The sequence below is a fragment of the Marinobacter sp. bablab_jr008 genome (assembly GCF_016464145.1).
GTDB classification, from domain to species: domain Bacteria; phylum Pseudomonadota; class Gammaproteobacteria; order Pseudomonadales; family Oleiphilaceae; genus Marinobacter; species Marinobacter nauticus.
On record NZ_JACDWW010000073.1, the window covers coordinates 190,731 to 205,413 of the forward strand.

A 14,683-nucleotide genomic window follows, 5' to 3' on the forward strand; every position below is an offset into this window, starting at 1 on the left:
CATGTCCTGTCCAAGCATTCGATCACAATTACCTGATTATGTCAGGGCGACACTCTCCGAGAATAGGGCGGCAGTGGTGCGTGAGCATTTGCAACGTTGCCCTCGGTGCCGGCGTCGTTGTGATATGGAAGAAGTGTTGATGTCCCGGATGGCGGCGCAGTTTGATGTGCCTCCGCCGGCCCCGGATTTTGAATCGCGGGTGTTTGGGGAGTTGTCTTCCGGTTCGGGCCGGCGTGTACACATGGCGTGGGGTGGTGCGGTGGCGGCAGCACTGGCATTGGGGTTGTTCATCGGGCAGTTCGGACTGTGGCAGCCTGATGAGGCTGGTCATGAGGCTGTCGCTGTGGCGGAGGTGGTGCCCCCCCCCGTTGTCGCGCCGGTGGAGAGAACCGTACGCCTTGCATTCACGGCGGGAGAGCCCCTGGATGACGTTACCCTTACCTTGAATCTGCCGCCTCATGTGGAAATCGCAGGCTTGCCCGGGCAGCATCAGGTGCGCTGGCAGGTGAGCCTGGAACAGGGTGACAATGTGCTGGCATTACCCCTGCGGATTATGTTCCCCGGGGACGGCGAGCTTGTTGCCGAGCTGGATGCTGAAGGCCGGCAGAAAGTTTTTCGGGCCACCATACCCGATTACCCGGGGGCGAGCCGGCATGCCCCTGTGGATGTTAAGGAGCCTGCAACATGAGTGGTTATAACGGATCCCTTGGCTTCGCAACCGCTGGCCTTATGCTCGCCCTGATGTCCGCGCCGGTGTTTGGCCGGGACGATCTTGATGTCACCATGCGGCTGGTTGGTGAGAATGAGGACGTAACGGAATCGGTTGCCCGGGAAATTCGGCTGCCGGAGTTGCCGGCACTGGAGCGTCGTTCCTCCGGGCTTGGACGTGGCGATGGTGAGCCGCCGGGCCAGCAAATTCGCGAGCAGGCCCATGAAAAAGGGCGGGATTTTGGTCAGTCCATCTCAGAGCGTGCCCGCGACGTTCGTGAGAACCGGCCGAAGCGGCCTGGTTCCGACAAGCGCCCCGATATTGATCCTGGCAAAAAGCCGGAACGTCCGCCTCAATCCTCGAGGCCGTAACTCAAAGCTTGTGGTAACCTCGGTTTCCGTCAACGGTTTTCGATTTATTGACTGACCCCGGGGTTGTCTTTGCGTCTCCTCTTCATCTTTTTGTTTCTTCTTGGTCAGCCCCTGTTGGCCCAATCCGCTTTCTCTGATGGGGCAAGCGAAGCTCTGGCCCAGGGTGTGGTCCAGTTTCAGCAAGGCAACCTTGGCCAGGCGCGGGAAAGCTTTGAGCAGGCTGCACAGCTGGGCGTTCAGTCTCCGTCACTGCATTACAATCTGGGTGTGGTCTGTTATCGGCTGGGGGATTATCCGGCGGCCCGGCAGTGGTTTTCCCGTTTACTGGACAGCGACGATCGCGCCTTGGCCGCGTATAACCTGGGCCTGGTCGCCCTTGCTGATGATCGGCCGGGGGAAGCCTGTAGATGGTTTGAGGCGAGCCTCGCGGCTTCGCCACCGGAATCTGTCCAGCGTCTTGCCGAGCAGCAGTTGGCACAACTCGACGGTCCGGCACTTCTTCTGGCCGAGCGCCGAGTGGATGCCTATGGTTATTTGTCCCTCGGCGCAGGTTACGACAGCAATCTCTCGGCAACCCCTGAAGATTCCGCCAGTAATCAGGGAAGTGCACTTGGCGAAGTTGTTGCCGCCGGTTCCTTTGATTATGCAATGGATGCCGATCGTTGGCTCTCGATGGACCTGATCGCGTTTGCCCGACACTATGTCGAGGACGGCGATTACGATCAGCAGTTGTTACAGGCGCGCTTCGGTGTCATGCGTTCCTGGGGGCCTTGGGCGGTTGGGGTTCGGCCCGTGGTGTCGCGTTCGTGGCTTGACGGAGACAGTCTGGAAACCCGCTGGGGGGCTGAGTTGCTGGCCCGGTCTGCCGAGTGTTTACCTGCCGAAGATCTGAGGTGTGACTTGGCGTTTGCCCTGGAGCAGGTGGATGGTGGTGACGGCTACCAGGCCTACGATGGCCGGTGGTACCAGTTGAATGCAGGGCTGGGTTATCCGTTGGGTGATCTGGACCTGGCAGGCGAGTACCGCCTGGAACTGAACAACCGGGAAGATCTGGACGTACCCGAACGGTTTGTCAGCGTATCGCCCACAAGGCACGAGCTCATTCTGGAAGCGAATTATCAGCTGTCGCCGGGGTTGGCCCTGGCGGGTGAGCTATCGGTTCGCCATAGTCGCTATGGCAAGCCGCATCGCTGGGTTGAGTCGGGGATGTTGGTGGAGCGCAGGCGGGAAGACGTTCTGACCGGAGTAGGGCTGATGGCTGAGTATGATCTCACTGCGCGCTGGTTATTAAGGCCGCAATGGTTTTTCCGTCATCAGCAGAGTGAGCTCAACGAATACGATTATCGTCGGCATACGCTGTTGCTCTCCCTTGAGGGCGTATTCTAGCCCAGCGGAGGTTCGCCCCCGGATCGATACCCGGGGGCAATGGTGCCTCACAACGTTTTCATGACCTTGCGCGCAGCTGCCAGAGTGAATTCAATATCCTCATCTGACAACGCTGCGGTAGTAAAGCCTGCCTCGAATGCTGAGGGCGCCAGGTAAACGCCTTCCTTCAGCATGCCCTGGAAGAATGCCTTGAAGCGTTCCACGTCACAGGCCATCACCTGGTCAAAGCGCGTGATGGTTGGTTCGGTAGTAAAGAAGAAGCCGAACATGGCACCCGCGGACTGAACCGCCAGTGGGATGCCGGCTTCATCCGCTGCCGCCTTGAAGCCATCCTTCACCCGATTGGTTTTTTCCGTCAGGCGATCGTGGAACCCGGGCTCGGAAATGGCATTCAGCGTGGTCAGCCCGGCGGTCATTGCCAGCGGGTTACCGCTCAGGGTGCCGGCCTGATAAACCGGGCCCAGCGGCGAGATATGCTCCATGATTTCGCGTTTGCCGCCGAATGCACCGACGGGCAGGCCGCCGCCAATAACCTTACCGAGAGCCGTCAGGTCGGGCTTCACCCCATAGAACCCCTGGGCGCCGCCGAGCGACACCCGGAATCCGGTCATTACCTCATCGAAAATCAGCACGGTGCCGTGCTCATCACACACTTCCCGCAGCGCTTCCAGGAAGCCGGGCACGGGCGGGATGCAGTTCATGTTGCCGGCCACAGGCTCAACGATAATGGCGGCAATCTGGTCGCCCATCTGACTGAAGGTTTCACGAACCTCGTCAATGTCGTTGTAGGTCAGGGTCAGGGTGTGCTCCGCCAGGCTGGCCGGAATTCCCGGTGAGTTGGGTACACCCAGGGTCAGGGCGCCGGAACCGGCTTTGACCAGCAGGGAATCTACGTGGCCGTGGTAGCAACCTTCGAATTTCACGATCTTGTCGCGGCCGGTGTAGCCGCGGGCCAGACGGATGGCACTCATGGTGGCCTCGGTGCCGGAGTTGACCATGCGCACCAGTTCGATGGAGGGCACCAGTTCGCACACCTTTTTCGCCATCTCGGTTTCAATGGCGGTCGGGGCCCCGTAACCCACACCCAGATCGACCTGTGCGTGCAGCGCCGCTTTGATGCGGGGGTCGGAATGGCCCAGGATCATCGGGCCCCAGGAACCAATAAAATCGATGTACCGCCGGTCATCCTCGTCATAGAGATAGGCGCCCTCGGCGTGTTTGAAAAAGACCGGAGTACCGCCAACACCACGGAATGCCCGTACCGGGGAGTTCACGCCGCCGGGAATGTATTTCTGGGCCTGTTCAAAGAGGGTTTCGGAATGATTCACGGTTGTCTCCTGTTATTCGGAAAGTGAAAAAAGTGGATGATGCCGGGCGAACAGACGGTTAAATGCCTTGGCCCGGGCTTCAATGTCTGAGGGTTGGCCGCCGAACAGGCCGCCCACTACGGCAACCAGGTCTGCCCCGGCACGGATCAGGGGCTCCGCATTGTTGCCGGTGATTCCGCCTATGGCTGTAATGGGTAACCCAAGGGCTTTTGCCTCGGTTAAAACGTCCGGCGAGGCCGGCGGCGCACCTGGCTTGGTAGCCGAATCGTAAAAGCGGCCGAAGGCCAGGTAATCCGCACCGCCGTCAACGGCTGTCTGGGCCAGATTCAGGCTGTGATGGCAGGTGATGCCGATAATGGCATGCTCCCCGAGCAAGCGCCTGGCGTCGACCAATGAGCAATCATCCTGACCCAGATGAACCCCAGCGGCGCCGACTCGGGCGGCAAGTTCCGGGTCGTCATTAATCAGTAACGGAACGTCGAACCCCTGGCACAGGCTGTTGAGGTTCCTGGCCTGAACCAGCCGTTCAGAGGCTGTCGATCCCTTGTCCCGATACTGAACCAGCCGCGCGCCTCCGGCCAGGGCTGCCTCTACCGAGACAATCAGGGTGTCGGCAGGGGTTAGCCGGTTATCGGTGATGGCGTACAGTCCGGGTCTGATCTGAGACCTTACCGTTCCCACAGAATACCCCGGTCGGGAACTTTCTGACCCTGGCCAACTGTCAGGGCATGCAGCAGCGCCCGATGCACGTAATTCTGCGCCTGGGAAATCGCGGCCCTCGGTGACAGGCCCATGGCCCGGCCGGCGGCAATGGCCGCTGCCAGCGTGCAGCCGGTGCCGTGATATTCATTGGCACCAACCCTTTCCACCTCCCATTCCATGGGCTCCGGGGCGTGGTTATACAATGTGTTGATGATGTGGATGCCGGAGCCGTGGCCGCCGGTGGCAAGCACGGATTCGCAGCCGGTCTGCAAAAGGTTGCGGGCGGCCTCTGCCGGATTGTCGCTGCCGCCGAGCTGAGCCAGTTCAACGCCGTTCGGCGTAATCATTTCGGCCCTGGCAAACAGCTTGTCTTTCATGGCCGCTACAAGCGCATCATCGGCCAGATCGCCACCGCCAGCCGCCTTGATCACCGGGTCGACAATCAAAGGCACGCCCGAATGCTTCTGTACAAACTCCACCAGTACCTCCACCACTTCGGCATTTCCGAGCGCCCCGGTTTTGATGGCGTGAATGGGCGTATCCTGGGCAAGGCACTCCAGTTGCTGTTTGATCAGGTCCGGGCTGACGGGCTCGGCACCATATACGTTGCGGGTGTCCTGTACAGTCAGGCAGGTGAGCACGGGCAGCGGATGGGCGCCGATGGATGTGATGGCCTGTATGTCTGCCTGTATGCCGGCGCCACCAGACGGATCCAGCCCGGAGAGCACCAGTACGTGGGGGCGGGTGAAGCTTTTGATGGCCGATCTCCTCAGAATGGTTTAACAACAGCAAGAATCACGACAGCGAGCAGGACAAACACCGGCAGCTCATTAAACCAGCGGTAGAACACGTGGCTACGGGTGTTCTGATCATCCCGGAACACTTTGACAAGGTGACCACAGTAGAAGTGGTAGATGATCAGCAAAACCACCAGCGTCAGCTTGGCATGCAGCCAACCCTGGCTGAAATACCCGGACCAGTTGTAGCTGAGCAGCCAGACACCAAAGACAACTGTGGCGACCATGGAAGGCGTAGTGATGCCACGGTAAAGCTTGCGTTCCATCACCTTGAACCGCTCCTTGCCTGGTTCATCCTCGCAGGCGGCATGATACACGAACAGTCTGGGCAGATAGAAAATGCCGGCGAACCAGCACACCAGGGAAATAATGTGGAAGGCTTTCACCCAAAGCATTCGTTAACTCCGTCGATATTGGTAGTAGCTTTCGATATCCGTTTGCAGCACAACACCATAAACCCGTTGAATCATGGGGGCCACATGGCGTTGTACGTACAGTGCCTCAGCCTGGGTGCTATCGAATTGTTGCAGGGCTTCTTCCAGCGTTGCCTGGTACTGAACCGGTGCCACATCCCGCCGGTTGGCGGGGATTTCCATCAAATCAATGGATTCCGGTAATTCGGTGCCTTCCTCGGAGGCCTGTTTCTCAGTGTCCTCAAGAAAGCGGGCCAGATCGACCGCCGGCAGCAGGGCGGTGGGGCCGTTGCTGCCTTCCACCAGAAGCCACTTCGGTTCCGATTTCAGGGCTTTCTTGGCTTCCTCCAGCGTGAGCGCGCGTTCGGTTCGAAGAATATTCCGTTCCATGATGGCGCCAACCGAAACCCGCCTCAGTGCCTGGATAACGGGGGAGTTCTGGTAGCTCAGGCCCTGGCTCTTGAGGATGGTCAGGAACAGGGATTTCTTTCCGAAGGCTTCGCTGGTCACCAGGCTGGCGGTAGTAATCATCAGCATGCCTGGCAGTATGATGTTCGGGTTCCGGGTGAGCTCCATCAGCGCCATCAAAGCCGCCAGTGGCGCCTGCAGCACGGCGCCCATCATCGCCCCCATACCCAGCATGGCGTAAAACCCCACCGATGAGGCAATGTCCGGGAACATCTGGGCGCCGATCAGGCCCATGGCGCCGCCCAGGGTGGCGCCCATGAAGATGGTGGGGCCGATAACACCGCTGGGCATACCCAGTCCAATGGACAATCCGGTGATGATCAGTTTGGCGCTGCCCGCGCCGATCAGTAACCAGAATCCGAGTTCACCGTGAATGGTTTCGCTCACCGTATCGTAGCCGATGCCCATGGTTTCCGGGATGACCAGGGCGAAGGGCACCATCAACAGGCCGGCCACGGCAATTCGTAGCAACACCGGGCGGTGATGGTAACGGCCCATACTGTCTACCAGTTGGATAAATCCGGCCGCTGCGATGCCGATAATAACGGCAATGGCGAGAATCCAGGGGATCTCCAGCAGTGAATTCATGGTCAGAGCCGGGACACTGAACGCCGGTTCGGTGCCATAAACCGCCTGGGTGACGATGGCAGCGCTGACCGCGGCCAGGATGATCGGAGTGAAGCCGGCAATGGTGTATTCCATCATCACCACTTCCATGGCGAAAATCACGCCGGAGATGGGAGTGTTGAAGGAGGCGGAAATGGCAGCGGCACAACCGCAGGCGACCAGCGTACGAATGCTGTTGTTGGGCAGCCGCATCCATTGCCCGAGCAGGCTGGAGAAGGCCGCGCCCAGATGTACGGCAGGTCCCTCCCGGCCGGCGGATTGCCCGGTAATGACCGTGGTAACGCCGGAAACAAACTGAACCATGGCGCTGCGGAAGGAGATGTAGCCCTGATGGTAGTTCAGCCGCTCCATGATATGAACGATGCCGACTTTGCGATCGTGCAGGGCGAGTTTGTGCAACAGCAGCCCCAGCCCCAGAGCCCCGGCCAGTGGCAGAAGACCTCGGGTGAGCAGATCCAGCTCTTCGAAACTCTCTGAGCCCTGGCCCGGCAGGAAATGCTCCAGTGGCCATTCAATAGCGAGGCGGAAAAGCAGGATCACGCCGCCGGTCACAATGCCGGACAGCAGGCCAAGAACCGCCAATTGCGGTAAGGCATCAACGCCGGAGAGCTTCCGCCGGAATACGGGGATCAGATTCTCGGTAATCTGTTGCCTGATGCTACGCATTGGCGGGGTGTTCCGGTTGGAGTGTCGGGATCATCAGCAGATTTCTGACAACATTGTAACGGCGGGCCCGCAGGCTGCAATAAGTCCTTGGTTTATCATGTTAGACTACGTGCCCTGACTTCCCAATTCTGTCCAGACCACGTTGGAGATAAGAGTGATTAAAGTAGGCATCGTCGGCGGAACCGGATACACGGGTGTAGAGCTGCTGAGAATTCTGGCTACCCACCCGGAAGCAGAGGTTATCTGCATCACCTCGCGATCGGAAGCGGGGATGCCCGTGGCCGATATGTATCCCAACCTGCGAGGCCATTATGACCTTGAATTCTCCGAGCCCGACGCATCGGTGCTGGCGAGCTGTGATCTGGTGTTTTTTGCCACGCCGCACGGCGTTGCCATGCGCATGGTTCCGGAATTGATGGCCTCAGGTGTTCGCGTAGTCGACCTGTCGGCGGATTTCCGCCTGAAGGATCTTGATATTTGGGCAAACTGGTATGGCATGCCCCACGAGAGTGCCGACTGGGCTGAAAAAGCGGTTTACGGCTTGCCTGAGGTGGCACGCGAGGCCATTCGTGACGCTCAGCTGGTGGCGAATCCAGGGTGTTATCCGACAGCCGTGCAGCTGGGATTCCTGCCGTTGCTGGAACAGGGCCTGGTCAATCCCGCAAGGCTGATAGCCGATGCCAAGTCTGGTGCCAGCGGTGCCGGCCGGCAGGGCAAGATTGGCATGCTTCACGGTGAGATAGGCGAGAGTTTCAAGGCCTACGGCGCTTCCGGGCATCGGCATTTGCCGGAGATTCGCCAGGGCCTCATGGCCGCTGCAGGGAAAGGCGTTGGTGTTACCTTTGTGCCGCACCTGATACCGATGATTCGCGGTATTGAAGCCACGCTGTATGCCGAGCTCGATAACCCTCAGGATTTTGATCGCCTTCAGGCACTGTATGAGGCGCGTTACAAAGATGAGCCGTTCGTCGATGTCATGCCGTTCGGAAGTCATCCGGAGACCCGCAGTGTTCGTGGTGCCAATCATTGCCGGATGGCATTACACCGTCAGGAAGACAGCAATATCGTGATCGTTTCATCGGTGATCGACAACCTGGTAAAAGGCGCCGCCGGCCAGGCGGTTCAGAATATGAATATCATGTTCGGCCTGGATGAAACCAAGGGCCTGAACGCTCCGGCTCTGCTGCCGTGAGGTCGGGCCGTGAGTGATCCTCGAAAACAGGCGGATGAATACGTTGTTATCCGCCACCGGCCAGGTTACCGGTTACGTCGCAGCCTGATTCTGCTGGCATTTACCGTCATCGCCGCCGTGGCAGGATATGCCGCTGGGCTTGCCCAGGGAGGCTTCCGTTTCAGCTCGGCGGAGGCGTCTGCCGAGCAGCTGGTGGAGGAGGTAGAAAACCTTCAGGAGCAATACCGGGAGGCACGTCAGGGGTTGGTGAATCTCGAACGTGGGCGCGCGATCGATGAACAGGCACTGCGGGAGGCACGAAACACGATTGTCGGCCTGGAAACCCGCATCCTGGAGCTGGAGGCGGATCTTACCTTCTACCGCAATATCATGGCGCCCTCGGAAACCAGCAAGGGCCTGCAGGTAGACAGTTTTACGCTGAGCCCGGCCAGGGAGTCTGGTGTTTTCGATTTCAAAATGGTGCTGACTCAGGTTGGCAACAACAAGAGCTATATTTCGGGTCTGGTGGCCGTAAATGTCATCGGTCGTCTGGATGGCGAGAAAGAGGTGATTGCGCTGAGAGATCTGTCGGATGAGATTGATGATCTGGGCGTGAAATTCCGGTTCCGCTACTTCCAGGATGTGGAGGGCAGCCTGCGCCTGCCTGAGAGCTTTGAGCCCTATGAGATTCAGGTCGTTGCCCAGGCGGAGGGCCGCAAGGCATCCCAGGCTGAACGAACCTTTGATTGGAAAGATTTAACGGAGAACTGAGATGCTTGGCAAGAAAAAGCAGAAACCCCGCCGTTCCCCCGGCCATTTTGACACCCTGATTTCCGGCAAGACCACCGTTGAGGGCGACGTTCATTTCTCCGGTGGTCTTCACGTGGATGGCACCATCAAGGGCCGGGTTGTGGCCGAAGAAGGCTCCGATGCGGTGGTGCGTTTGTCAGAGGTGGGGGAAATCGTTGGCGACGTCGTGGCTCCCCACATCATCATCAATGGCAAGGTAAAGGGTGACGTGCATGCCTCTGCCCACCTCGAGCTGGCAGAGAAAGCGGTTGTTACCGGCAATGTCTATTACCAGTTGATTGAGATGGCCATGGGCGCCTCGGTCAACGGCAACCTGGTGCGCAAGGATGAAACCAGTGGTTTGCTGACGCATGAGCAAAAGCAGCCAGATAGTTCAATCGCAGGTGAAGATGAGGACAAGTCCGAATAGTTGATTGTTTTAGTCAGGAATACCATAATTTCCTGACAGCAATATCATGCCGGAGGCAGACTTTGAGTGTAGTTCAGCAACAAATGGCCGCGCCGTTGTTTTTCACCGACAACGCAGTCGCAAAGGTGCGTGAGTTGATCGAGGAGGAGGAAAATCCCGATCTCAAGTTGCGTGTCTTTGTCACAGGCGGCGGCTGCTCCGGTTTCCAGTACGGCTTCTCGTTTGATGAAAGTCAGGAAGAAGATGACACCGTCATAGAGCGGGATGGGGTCAAGCTGCTGGTGGATTCGATGAGCTATCAGTATCTGGTGGGCGCGACTATCGACTATCAGGAAGGGCTGCAGGGTTCACAGTTTGTCGTTCAGAACCCCAATGCGAGTTCGACCTGCGGTTGCGGCAGCTCATTTTCCATCTGAATCAGGGCGGATAAATTGCGCCCAGTATTCTCTCGCCCGAAGCGCCGGTGACTTCGGGCACGTTGCCCGGTAACTGAAGGATGGTTTGTCGGGCCAGCCAGGCGAACGCCACCGGCTCTACCCATTGAGGGTCAAGACCAAGGTCCGCCGTGGTGTGCAGTGCGGCGGACCCAAGGCCTACCTTGAGCTCTCTCATCAGTAATCGATTGAAGGTGCCACCACCACAGGCATACACGGCCATGTCCGCATTTTCCTGTGGTAACTGCTGGAGAATGGTGGTCACGGTCAGTTGCAGCAGGGTTCTCTGCACGTCCTCGGCGGGTATCTCGTCGAAACGCTGAAGATGTGTGCGCACCCAGTCGATGTTGAAACGCTCTTTGCCCGTACTTTTCGGAGCTGGTTTGCTGAAGTAGGCGTCTGACAGCATGCTGGCAAGCAGTTCGGAATGGGTCGCGCCCTCACCGGCCATGTGGCCGTCTTCATCAAAATGCCGCCCGGTCTGGTCCAGGCACCAGGCGTCCAGCAGGGCATTGGCCGGGCCGGTATCGAAGCCGACGACCGGCTTTCTCGATCCGGCCGGCAGCCAGGTGATATTGGCAATGCCACCGAGATTCAGAATGCATCTATCCTGAGTGGGTGAGGCAAAGAGCCAGCGATGAAAAGCGGGTACCAGGGGGGCGCCCTGTCCGCCGGAGGCAATATCCCGGCTGCGGAAATCGGCAACTGTACTGATCCCCAGGCGTTCGGATAGCCACGCGGCATTGCCGATCTGAAGGGAAAAGGGCGCATTGCCGGCTGGTTGGTGGCGAATGGTCTGGCCATGGCTGCCGGCGGCCCGTATCTGTTTTGGGTTAATTCCCGACTGTTTAATCAGTTGGGCACCGGCTTCCGCAAAATGCTGGCCAACCAGGGTATCCAGTTCGCCCAGCTCATCCGGGTCAGCTTGGTTACGTGTTGCCAGCAGTAACCGCTGGCGCAGCGCGTCGGCATAGGGTAGAGAGACGGTTTCGTGGACGGCCAGGCTGTTCGTGTCGAAAGACACCAGCACCGCATCAACTGCGTCCATGCTGGTGCCAGACATCAGGCCTAGCCAGTAGTCCATGCTCAGTTATCCGAGGCCAGAGCCAGCTGCTGATTGCTTTCGCGGAACACGTTGAACTGTGCCAGGCGCTGCTCGGTGAACTTCTGGAACCTTGCCATCTCGCTGTCTGGCACCGGCTTGGCGTCGGGGAGTTTTACCGTTCTTGAGTTTCTCGGCGCACCGTTGATCCGGAATTCGTAATGCAGGTGGGGTCCAGTCACCATGCCGGATGAGCCGACGTAGCCAATGGTTTCGCCCTGCTTGACCCGGGTACCGTTCTTGATGCCTTTGCCCAGTCGGCTCATATGTGCGTAAAGCGTTGTGATATTGTCGCCATGCTGCAGTACCACCGTCCGGCCGTAGCCGCCTTTCCAGCCAGCGAATTTCACCCGGCCACTACCGGCTGCCTTGATTGGGGTCCCCGGAGGTGCGGCATAGTCGGTACCTTCGTGTGGGCGAACCACATCGAGAACCGGGTGGCGACGTTGCAGGTTAAAAGGCGAGGAAACGCGGGCGTTGATGGGCACTCTCAGGAAGGCCTTGCGCATGCTCTTGCCGTCGGGTGAATAGTAGTCACTTTCTCCGTTCGCATCGGTATACAGCAGGGCAAGGTTATCTTCTCCCCGGTTGATAAAGCGGGCGGAGAGAATCCGGCCGGTATCAAACTTTTCGCCATCAATATAAAGCTCTTCGTAAACCACTTCGAAGCTGTCGCCTTTTCTGACATCGTATACAAAGTCGATGTCCCAGCCGAAAATGCCGGCCAGTTCCATCGTCAGGCGATCATTCAGGCCAGCGTCTCTGGCTGAGAGGTATAAAGATCCGTCGATAACGCCTGCGGCAAATGCCGGTCTGGCTTCAGGTTCGCGAACGACGGTCTCACCAAGAAAGCCATCTTCCGTGCGCGCGATTTTGAGGGACTCCAACAAAGAGCGTTGGAGTTCAATCGCAACCAGTTCGCCCTCGGAGTTCACGCCGAACCGGATATCCTCGCCGGCATAAAGGCGTTGGAGCTTGTCGGCCTCGCCGTCACCGTGAATCACCGAAAGCATCAGGCCGTCGTTAAATCCGGCTTTCCGGAACAACGTGGAGAGTGTATCGCCAGATTTAATGGTGAATTCCTGCCACTGAATATCAGGCTCGGGTGCAACGTCTGCCTGAGCTGCCATTGGTTGGCTCTGGCTTTCAGTTGTTTCGCTTGTTGTCTCAGCCTCCGGAGCGGCGGCCTGGGTGTTGGCTTCCTGTGAGGATGCCCCGGAAATCAGGCCCTGTTCCAGGTCGACGGTGTAGCTCATCCGCTTGGCTTCAACGTCTGCGCTTGGGCTCATCAGGACAGCAGCAGAGACGATCACCGTGGCGGCTGCCGCCAGGGTAATGTGTGTTTTGGGGAATGTTTTCAGCACGTGGCTCACCCGTTTTAATCGGTAATCCAGTAATTTGTACCGGCTTATTAAAGCGCCAGGTCAAGTATAGACCAACAGAGTACCGCATATAACAGAATTGCGACAGTGTCCAACATTACAGTCGAGCGGCTGTGCTGGTCGTACAAACTGCGCCGCCGCTGCTATAATCCCGGGCTTTTCATGCTCTGATTGGTCGTTTTCTGAGCATTTCTACTGTACCAAGGGTGCCGGTAACTCACAGATTTCTTTTGTAGACCTCTGTAACCGGCTCCCGCTTTATTGTCACAGACGGGATGAGGGGTTCATGGCATCAATAGATGAAGCGCTGGCGATTATCAAACGAGGTATTGATGAGCTGATTCCAGAGGAAGACCTGGTTGAAAAGCTTAAAGAAGGTCGGCCGCTGCGAGTGAAGGCCGGCTTCGACCCAACCGCGCCAGACTTACACCTCGGCCACACAGTGCTTATAAACAAGCTGCGCCAGTTTCAGGACCTTGGGCACGAAGTTATTTTCCTGATTGGTGACTTTACCGGCATGATTGGTGACCCCACAGGAAAGAGTGCTACCCGGCCTCCGCTTACTGAAGATCAGGTGCGCGACAATGCGATTACCTATAAAGAGCAGGTGTTCAAGATTCTGGATCGGGAAAAAACCCGGGTTGTCTTCAACTCCGAGTGGATGAGCAAGATGACAGCGGCGGATATGATTCGCCTGGCCGGGCAATATACGGTTGCCCGTATGCTTGAGCGCGATGACTTTACCAAGCGCTATCGTTCCGAGCAGCCAATCGCCATTCATGAATTCCTCTATCCTCTGGTACAGGGCTACGACTCGGTGGCGCTGGAAGCTGATATTGAGTTGGGTGGCACTGATCAGAAGTTCAATCTTCTGATGGGCCGGATTCTGCAAAAGCATTACGGCCAGAAACCGCAGGCCATCCTGACGGTCCCTATCCTTGAGGGGCTGGACGGTGTCCAGAAGATGTCCAAGTCTCTCGGTAACTATGTGGGGGTTAGCGACTCCCCGGGGGAAATGTATACCAAGCTGCTTTCCATGCCAGATGAACTGCTGTGGCGCTACTTCGAGTTGCTCAGCTTCCGGCCAATGGCTGAGATCGAGCACTTCAAGGCCGCGGTTGCCGGCGGCGAAAATCCTCAGGACTATAAGAGGGTGCTCGCTGAAGAGTTGATTACCCGCTTCCATGATGAGGAGGCCGCAAAGACGGCTCATAAATCGGCGGGTAATCGGGTTGCTCTCGGTGCGATTCCGGACAACGTGCCGGTCGTGGAGGTTTCGCTGGAAGGTCAGGGCGAGATTCCAATGCCTGCGGTTCTGCGTCTTGCCGGTCTGGTAAAGAACGGCGCTGCGGCGCGTGACGTACTTGGGCGTGGAGCGGTTTATGTGGATGGCCAGCAGTTTGAGGGGCAGCGCATGTTCGTAGCAGGGGATGAGTGTGTCATCCAGGCGGGTAAAAAGAAGATTGCTCGGGTGATCATTGTCGAGTGATTATCGTGGCGTTTTGGCCAATCTGAAATTTTTTCAGATTGGCCGTTGACTCCTCGGCTGAGGTCTGTAGAATGCGCATCTCGCTTGAGGGGCAGGTCACTGAAAAGAGCCGAAACCCGAGCGATAACTGCTTGAAAGCGCTGAAGAAAATGTTTCAGAAAAACTTCAGAAAGCGGTTGACAGGAAGGCGGTTCAGTGTAGAATGCGCACCTCGAAACAGGCAGTAAGCCGGATAGTTTTTCGGCGGTTTTCGGAAGCGAAAACAGCGAAAAATAAACGGTTGACAGGGCAGCGGAACGATGTAGAATACGCGGCCTTGATTGAGCAACAGCTCAAACGCTCTTTAAAAAGTTAACCAAGTAATTCGTGTGGGCGCTGGCCGAGGTATTTCGGACACGAAATATCAGGACAGTGACTCG

At 57.8% G+C, this 14,683-nt stretch carries 15 protein-coding genes; 8 read left to right on the plus strand and 7 right to left on the minus strand.

The annotated features are described in order from the left end of the window. The first annotated feature begins 1 nt into the window (after position 1). The 3 genes from JIF53_RS15040 (at position 2) to JIF53_RS15050 (ending at position 2,466) form a co-directional block, all read left to right on the plus strand. A complete protein-coding gene (locus tag JIF53_RS15040) occupies positions 2-688 on the plus strand; it encodes a zf-HC2 domain-containing protein (protein ID WP_228285577.1) in 687 nt (228 codons plus the stop codon). Beyond that, a complete protein-coding gene (locus JIF53_RS15045; protein WP_011784214.1) occupies positions 685-1,080 on the plus strand; it encodes a hypothetical protein in 396 nt (131 codons plus the stop codon). Before JIF53_RS15040 ends, JIF53_RS15045 begins: the two co-directional genes overlap by 4 nt. Before the next feature lie 69 nt (positions 1,081-1,149). Continuing rightward, positions 1,150-2,466, plus strand: coding sequence for a tetratricopeptide repeat protein (locus JIF53_RS15050; RefSeq protein WP_199453117.1), 1,317 nt, complete (start codon positions 1,150-1,152; stop codon positions 2,464-2,466). Between the two features lie 47 nt (positions 2,467-2,513). On the opposite strand, the gene hemL is transcribed toward JIF53_RS15050, so the two are convergent. Genes hemL through JIF53_RS15075 form a run of 5 tightly spaced genes read right to left on the minus strand, consistent with a single transcriptional unit; the run spans position 2,514 to position 7,467 of the window. Beyond that, the gene (hemL, locus tag JIF53_RS15055) at positions 2,514-3,794 is read right to left on the minus strand and encodes a glutamate-1-semialdehyde 2,1-aminomutase (protein ID WP_199453118.1); all 1,281 of its coding nucleotides are present in this window, start codon (positions 3,792-3,794) and stop codon (positions 2,514-2,516) included. A 12-nt stretch (positions 3,795-3,806) separates the two neighbouring features. Next, positions 3,807-4,475 carry a thiamine phosphate synthase gene (thiE, locus tag JIF53_RS15060; RefSeq protein WP_114434744.1) on the minus strand — a complete coding sequence of 223 codons (669 nt, stop codon included), beginning with the start codon at positions 4,473-4,475 and terminating at the stop codon, positions 3,807-3,809. Further along, on the minus strand, positions 4,463-5,224 hold the full coding sequence (gene thiD / locus JIF53_RS15065; protein ID WP_011784218.1) for a bifunctional hydroxymethylpyrimidine kinase/phosphomethylpyrimidine kinase: 762 nt from the start codon (positions 5,222-5,224) through the stop codon (positions 4,463-4,465). The genes thiE and thiD overlap by 13 nt, the downstream gene beginning before the upstream one ends. Before the next feature lie 41 nt (positions 5,225-5,265). Next, entirely contained in the window at positions 5,266-5,688 is a 423-nt protein-coding gene (gene hemJ, locus JIF53_RS15070) for a protoporphyrinogen oxidase HemJ (RefSeq protein WP_014420467.1), read from the minus strand. Positions 5,689-5,691: 3 nt separating this feature from the next. After that, positions 5,692-7,467 carry a chloride channel protein gene (locus JIF53_RS15075; RefSeq protein WP_114434746.1) on the minus strand — a complete coding sequence of 592 codons (1,776 nt, stop codon included), beginning with the start codon at positions 7,465-7,467 and terminating at the stop codon, positions 5,692-5,694. Positions 7,468-7,621: 154 nt separating this feature from the next. Between JIF53_RS15075 and argC the strand changes: the two genes are divergently transcribed. The 4 genes from argC to erpA all read left to right on the plus strand — a co-directional run bounded on the left by argC (position 7,622) and on the right by erpA (position 10,273). After that, on the plus strand, positions 7,622-8,659 hold the full coding sequence (gene argC, locus JIF53_RS15080; RefSeq protein ID WP_199453120.1) for an N-acetyl-gamma-glutamyl-phosphate reductase: 1,038 nt from the start codon (positions 7,622-7,624) through the stop codon (positions 8,657-8,659). Between the two features lie 9 nt (positions 8,660-8,668). Further along, entirely contained in the window at positions 8,669-9,409 is a 741-nt protein-coding gene (locus JIF53_RS15085; RefSeq protein WP_199453122.1) for a DUF6776 family protein, read from the plus strand. Position 9,410: 1 nt separating this feature from the next. Further along, positions 9,411-9,857, plus strand: coding sequence for a bactofilin family protein (locus JIF53_RS15090; RefSeq protein WP_183580289.1), 447 nt, complete (start codon positions 9,411-9,413; stop codon positions 9,855-9,857). Between the two features lie 83 nt (positions 9,858-9,940). Continuing rightward, complete coding sequence (gene erpA / locus JIF53_RS15095; protein WP_199453137.1) at positions 9,941-10,273, plus strand: iron-sulfur cluster insertion protein ErpA; 333 nt, start codon at positions 9,941-9,943, stop codon at positions 10,271-10,273. A 1-nt stretch (position 10,274) separates the two neighbouring features. On the opposite strand, the gene JIF53_RS15100 is transcribed toward erpA, so the two are convergent. Together JIF53_RS15100 and JIF53_RS15105 are read right to left on the minus strand one after the other, a co-directional pair. Further along, on the minus strand, positions 10,275-11,375 hold the full coding sequence (locus tag JIF53_RS15100) for an anhydro-N-acetylmuramic acid kinase (protein WP_199453124.1): 1,101 nt from the start codon (positions 11,373-11,375) through the stop codon (positions 10,275-10,277). Between the two features lie 2 nt (positions 11,376-11,377). After that, positions 11,378-12,757 (minus strand): OapA family protein, encoded by a 1,380-nt coding sequence (locus JIF53_RS15105; RefSeq protein WP_011784226.1) that lies wholly within the window; start codon positions 12,755-12,757, stop codon positions 11,378-11,380. A 304-nt stretch (positions 12,758-13,061) separates the two neighbouring features. Between JIF53_RS15105 and tyrS the strand changes: the two genes are divergently transcribed. Continuing rightward, complete coding sequence (gene tyrS / locus JIF53_RS15110; protein WP_011784227.1) at positions 13,062-14,264, plus strand: tyrosine--tRNA ligase; 1,203 nt, start codon at positions 13,062-13,064, stop codon at positions 14,262-14,264. Positions 14,265-14,683 lie beyond the last annotated feature (419 nt).

Excerpts from the sequence above, each read along its gene's own strand:
- JIF53_RS15040 (WP_228285577.1), top strand. The coding sequence starts at position 2 with ATGTCCTGTCCAAGCATTCGATCACAATTACCTGATTATGTCAGGGCG.
- JIF53_RS15045 (WP_011784214.1), top strand. The coding sequence starts at position 685 with ATGAGTGGTTATAACGGATCCCTTGGCTTCGCAACCGCTGGCCTTATG.
- JIF53_RS15100 (WP_199453124.1), bottom strand. The coding sequence starts at position 11,375 with ATGGACTACTGGCTAGGCCTGATGTCTGGCACCAGCATGGACGCAGTT.
- erpA (WP_199453137.1), top strand. The coding sequence starts at position 9,941 with ATGGCCGCGCCGTTGTTTTTCACCGACAACGCAGTCGCAAAGGTGCGT.
- JIF53_RS15090 (WP_183580289.1), top strand. The coding sequence starts at position 9,411 with ATGCTTGGCAAGAAAAAGCAGAAACCCCGCCGTTCCCCCGGCCATTTT.
- tyrS (WP_011784227.1), top strand. The coding sequence starts at position 13,062 with ATGGCATCAATAGATGAAGCGCTGGCGATTATCAAACGAGGTATTGAT.
- JIF53_RS15075 (WP_114434746.1), bottom strand. The coding sequence starts at position 7,467 with ATGCGTAGCATCAGGCAACAGATTACCGAGAATCTGATCCCCGTATTC.
- hemJ (WP_014420467.1), bottom strand. The coding sequence starts at position 5,688 with ATGCTTTGGGTGAAAGCCTTCCACATTATTTCCCTGGTGTGCTGGTTC.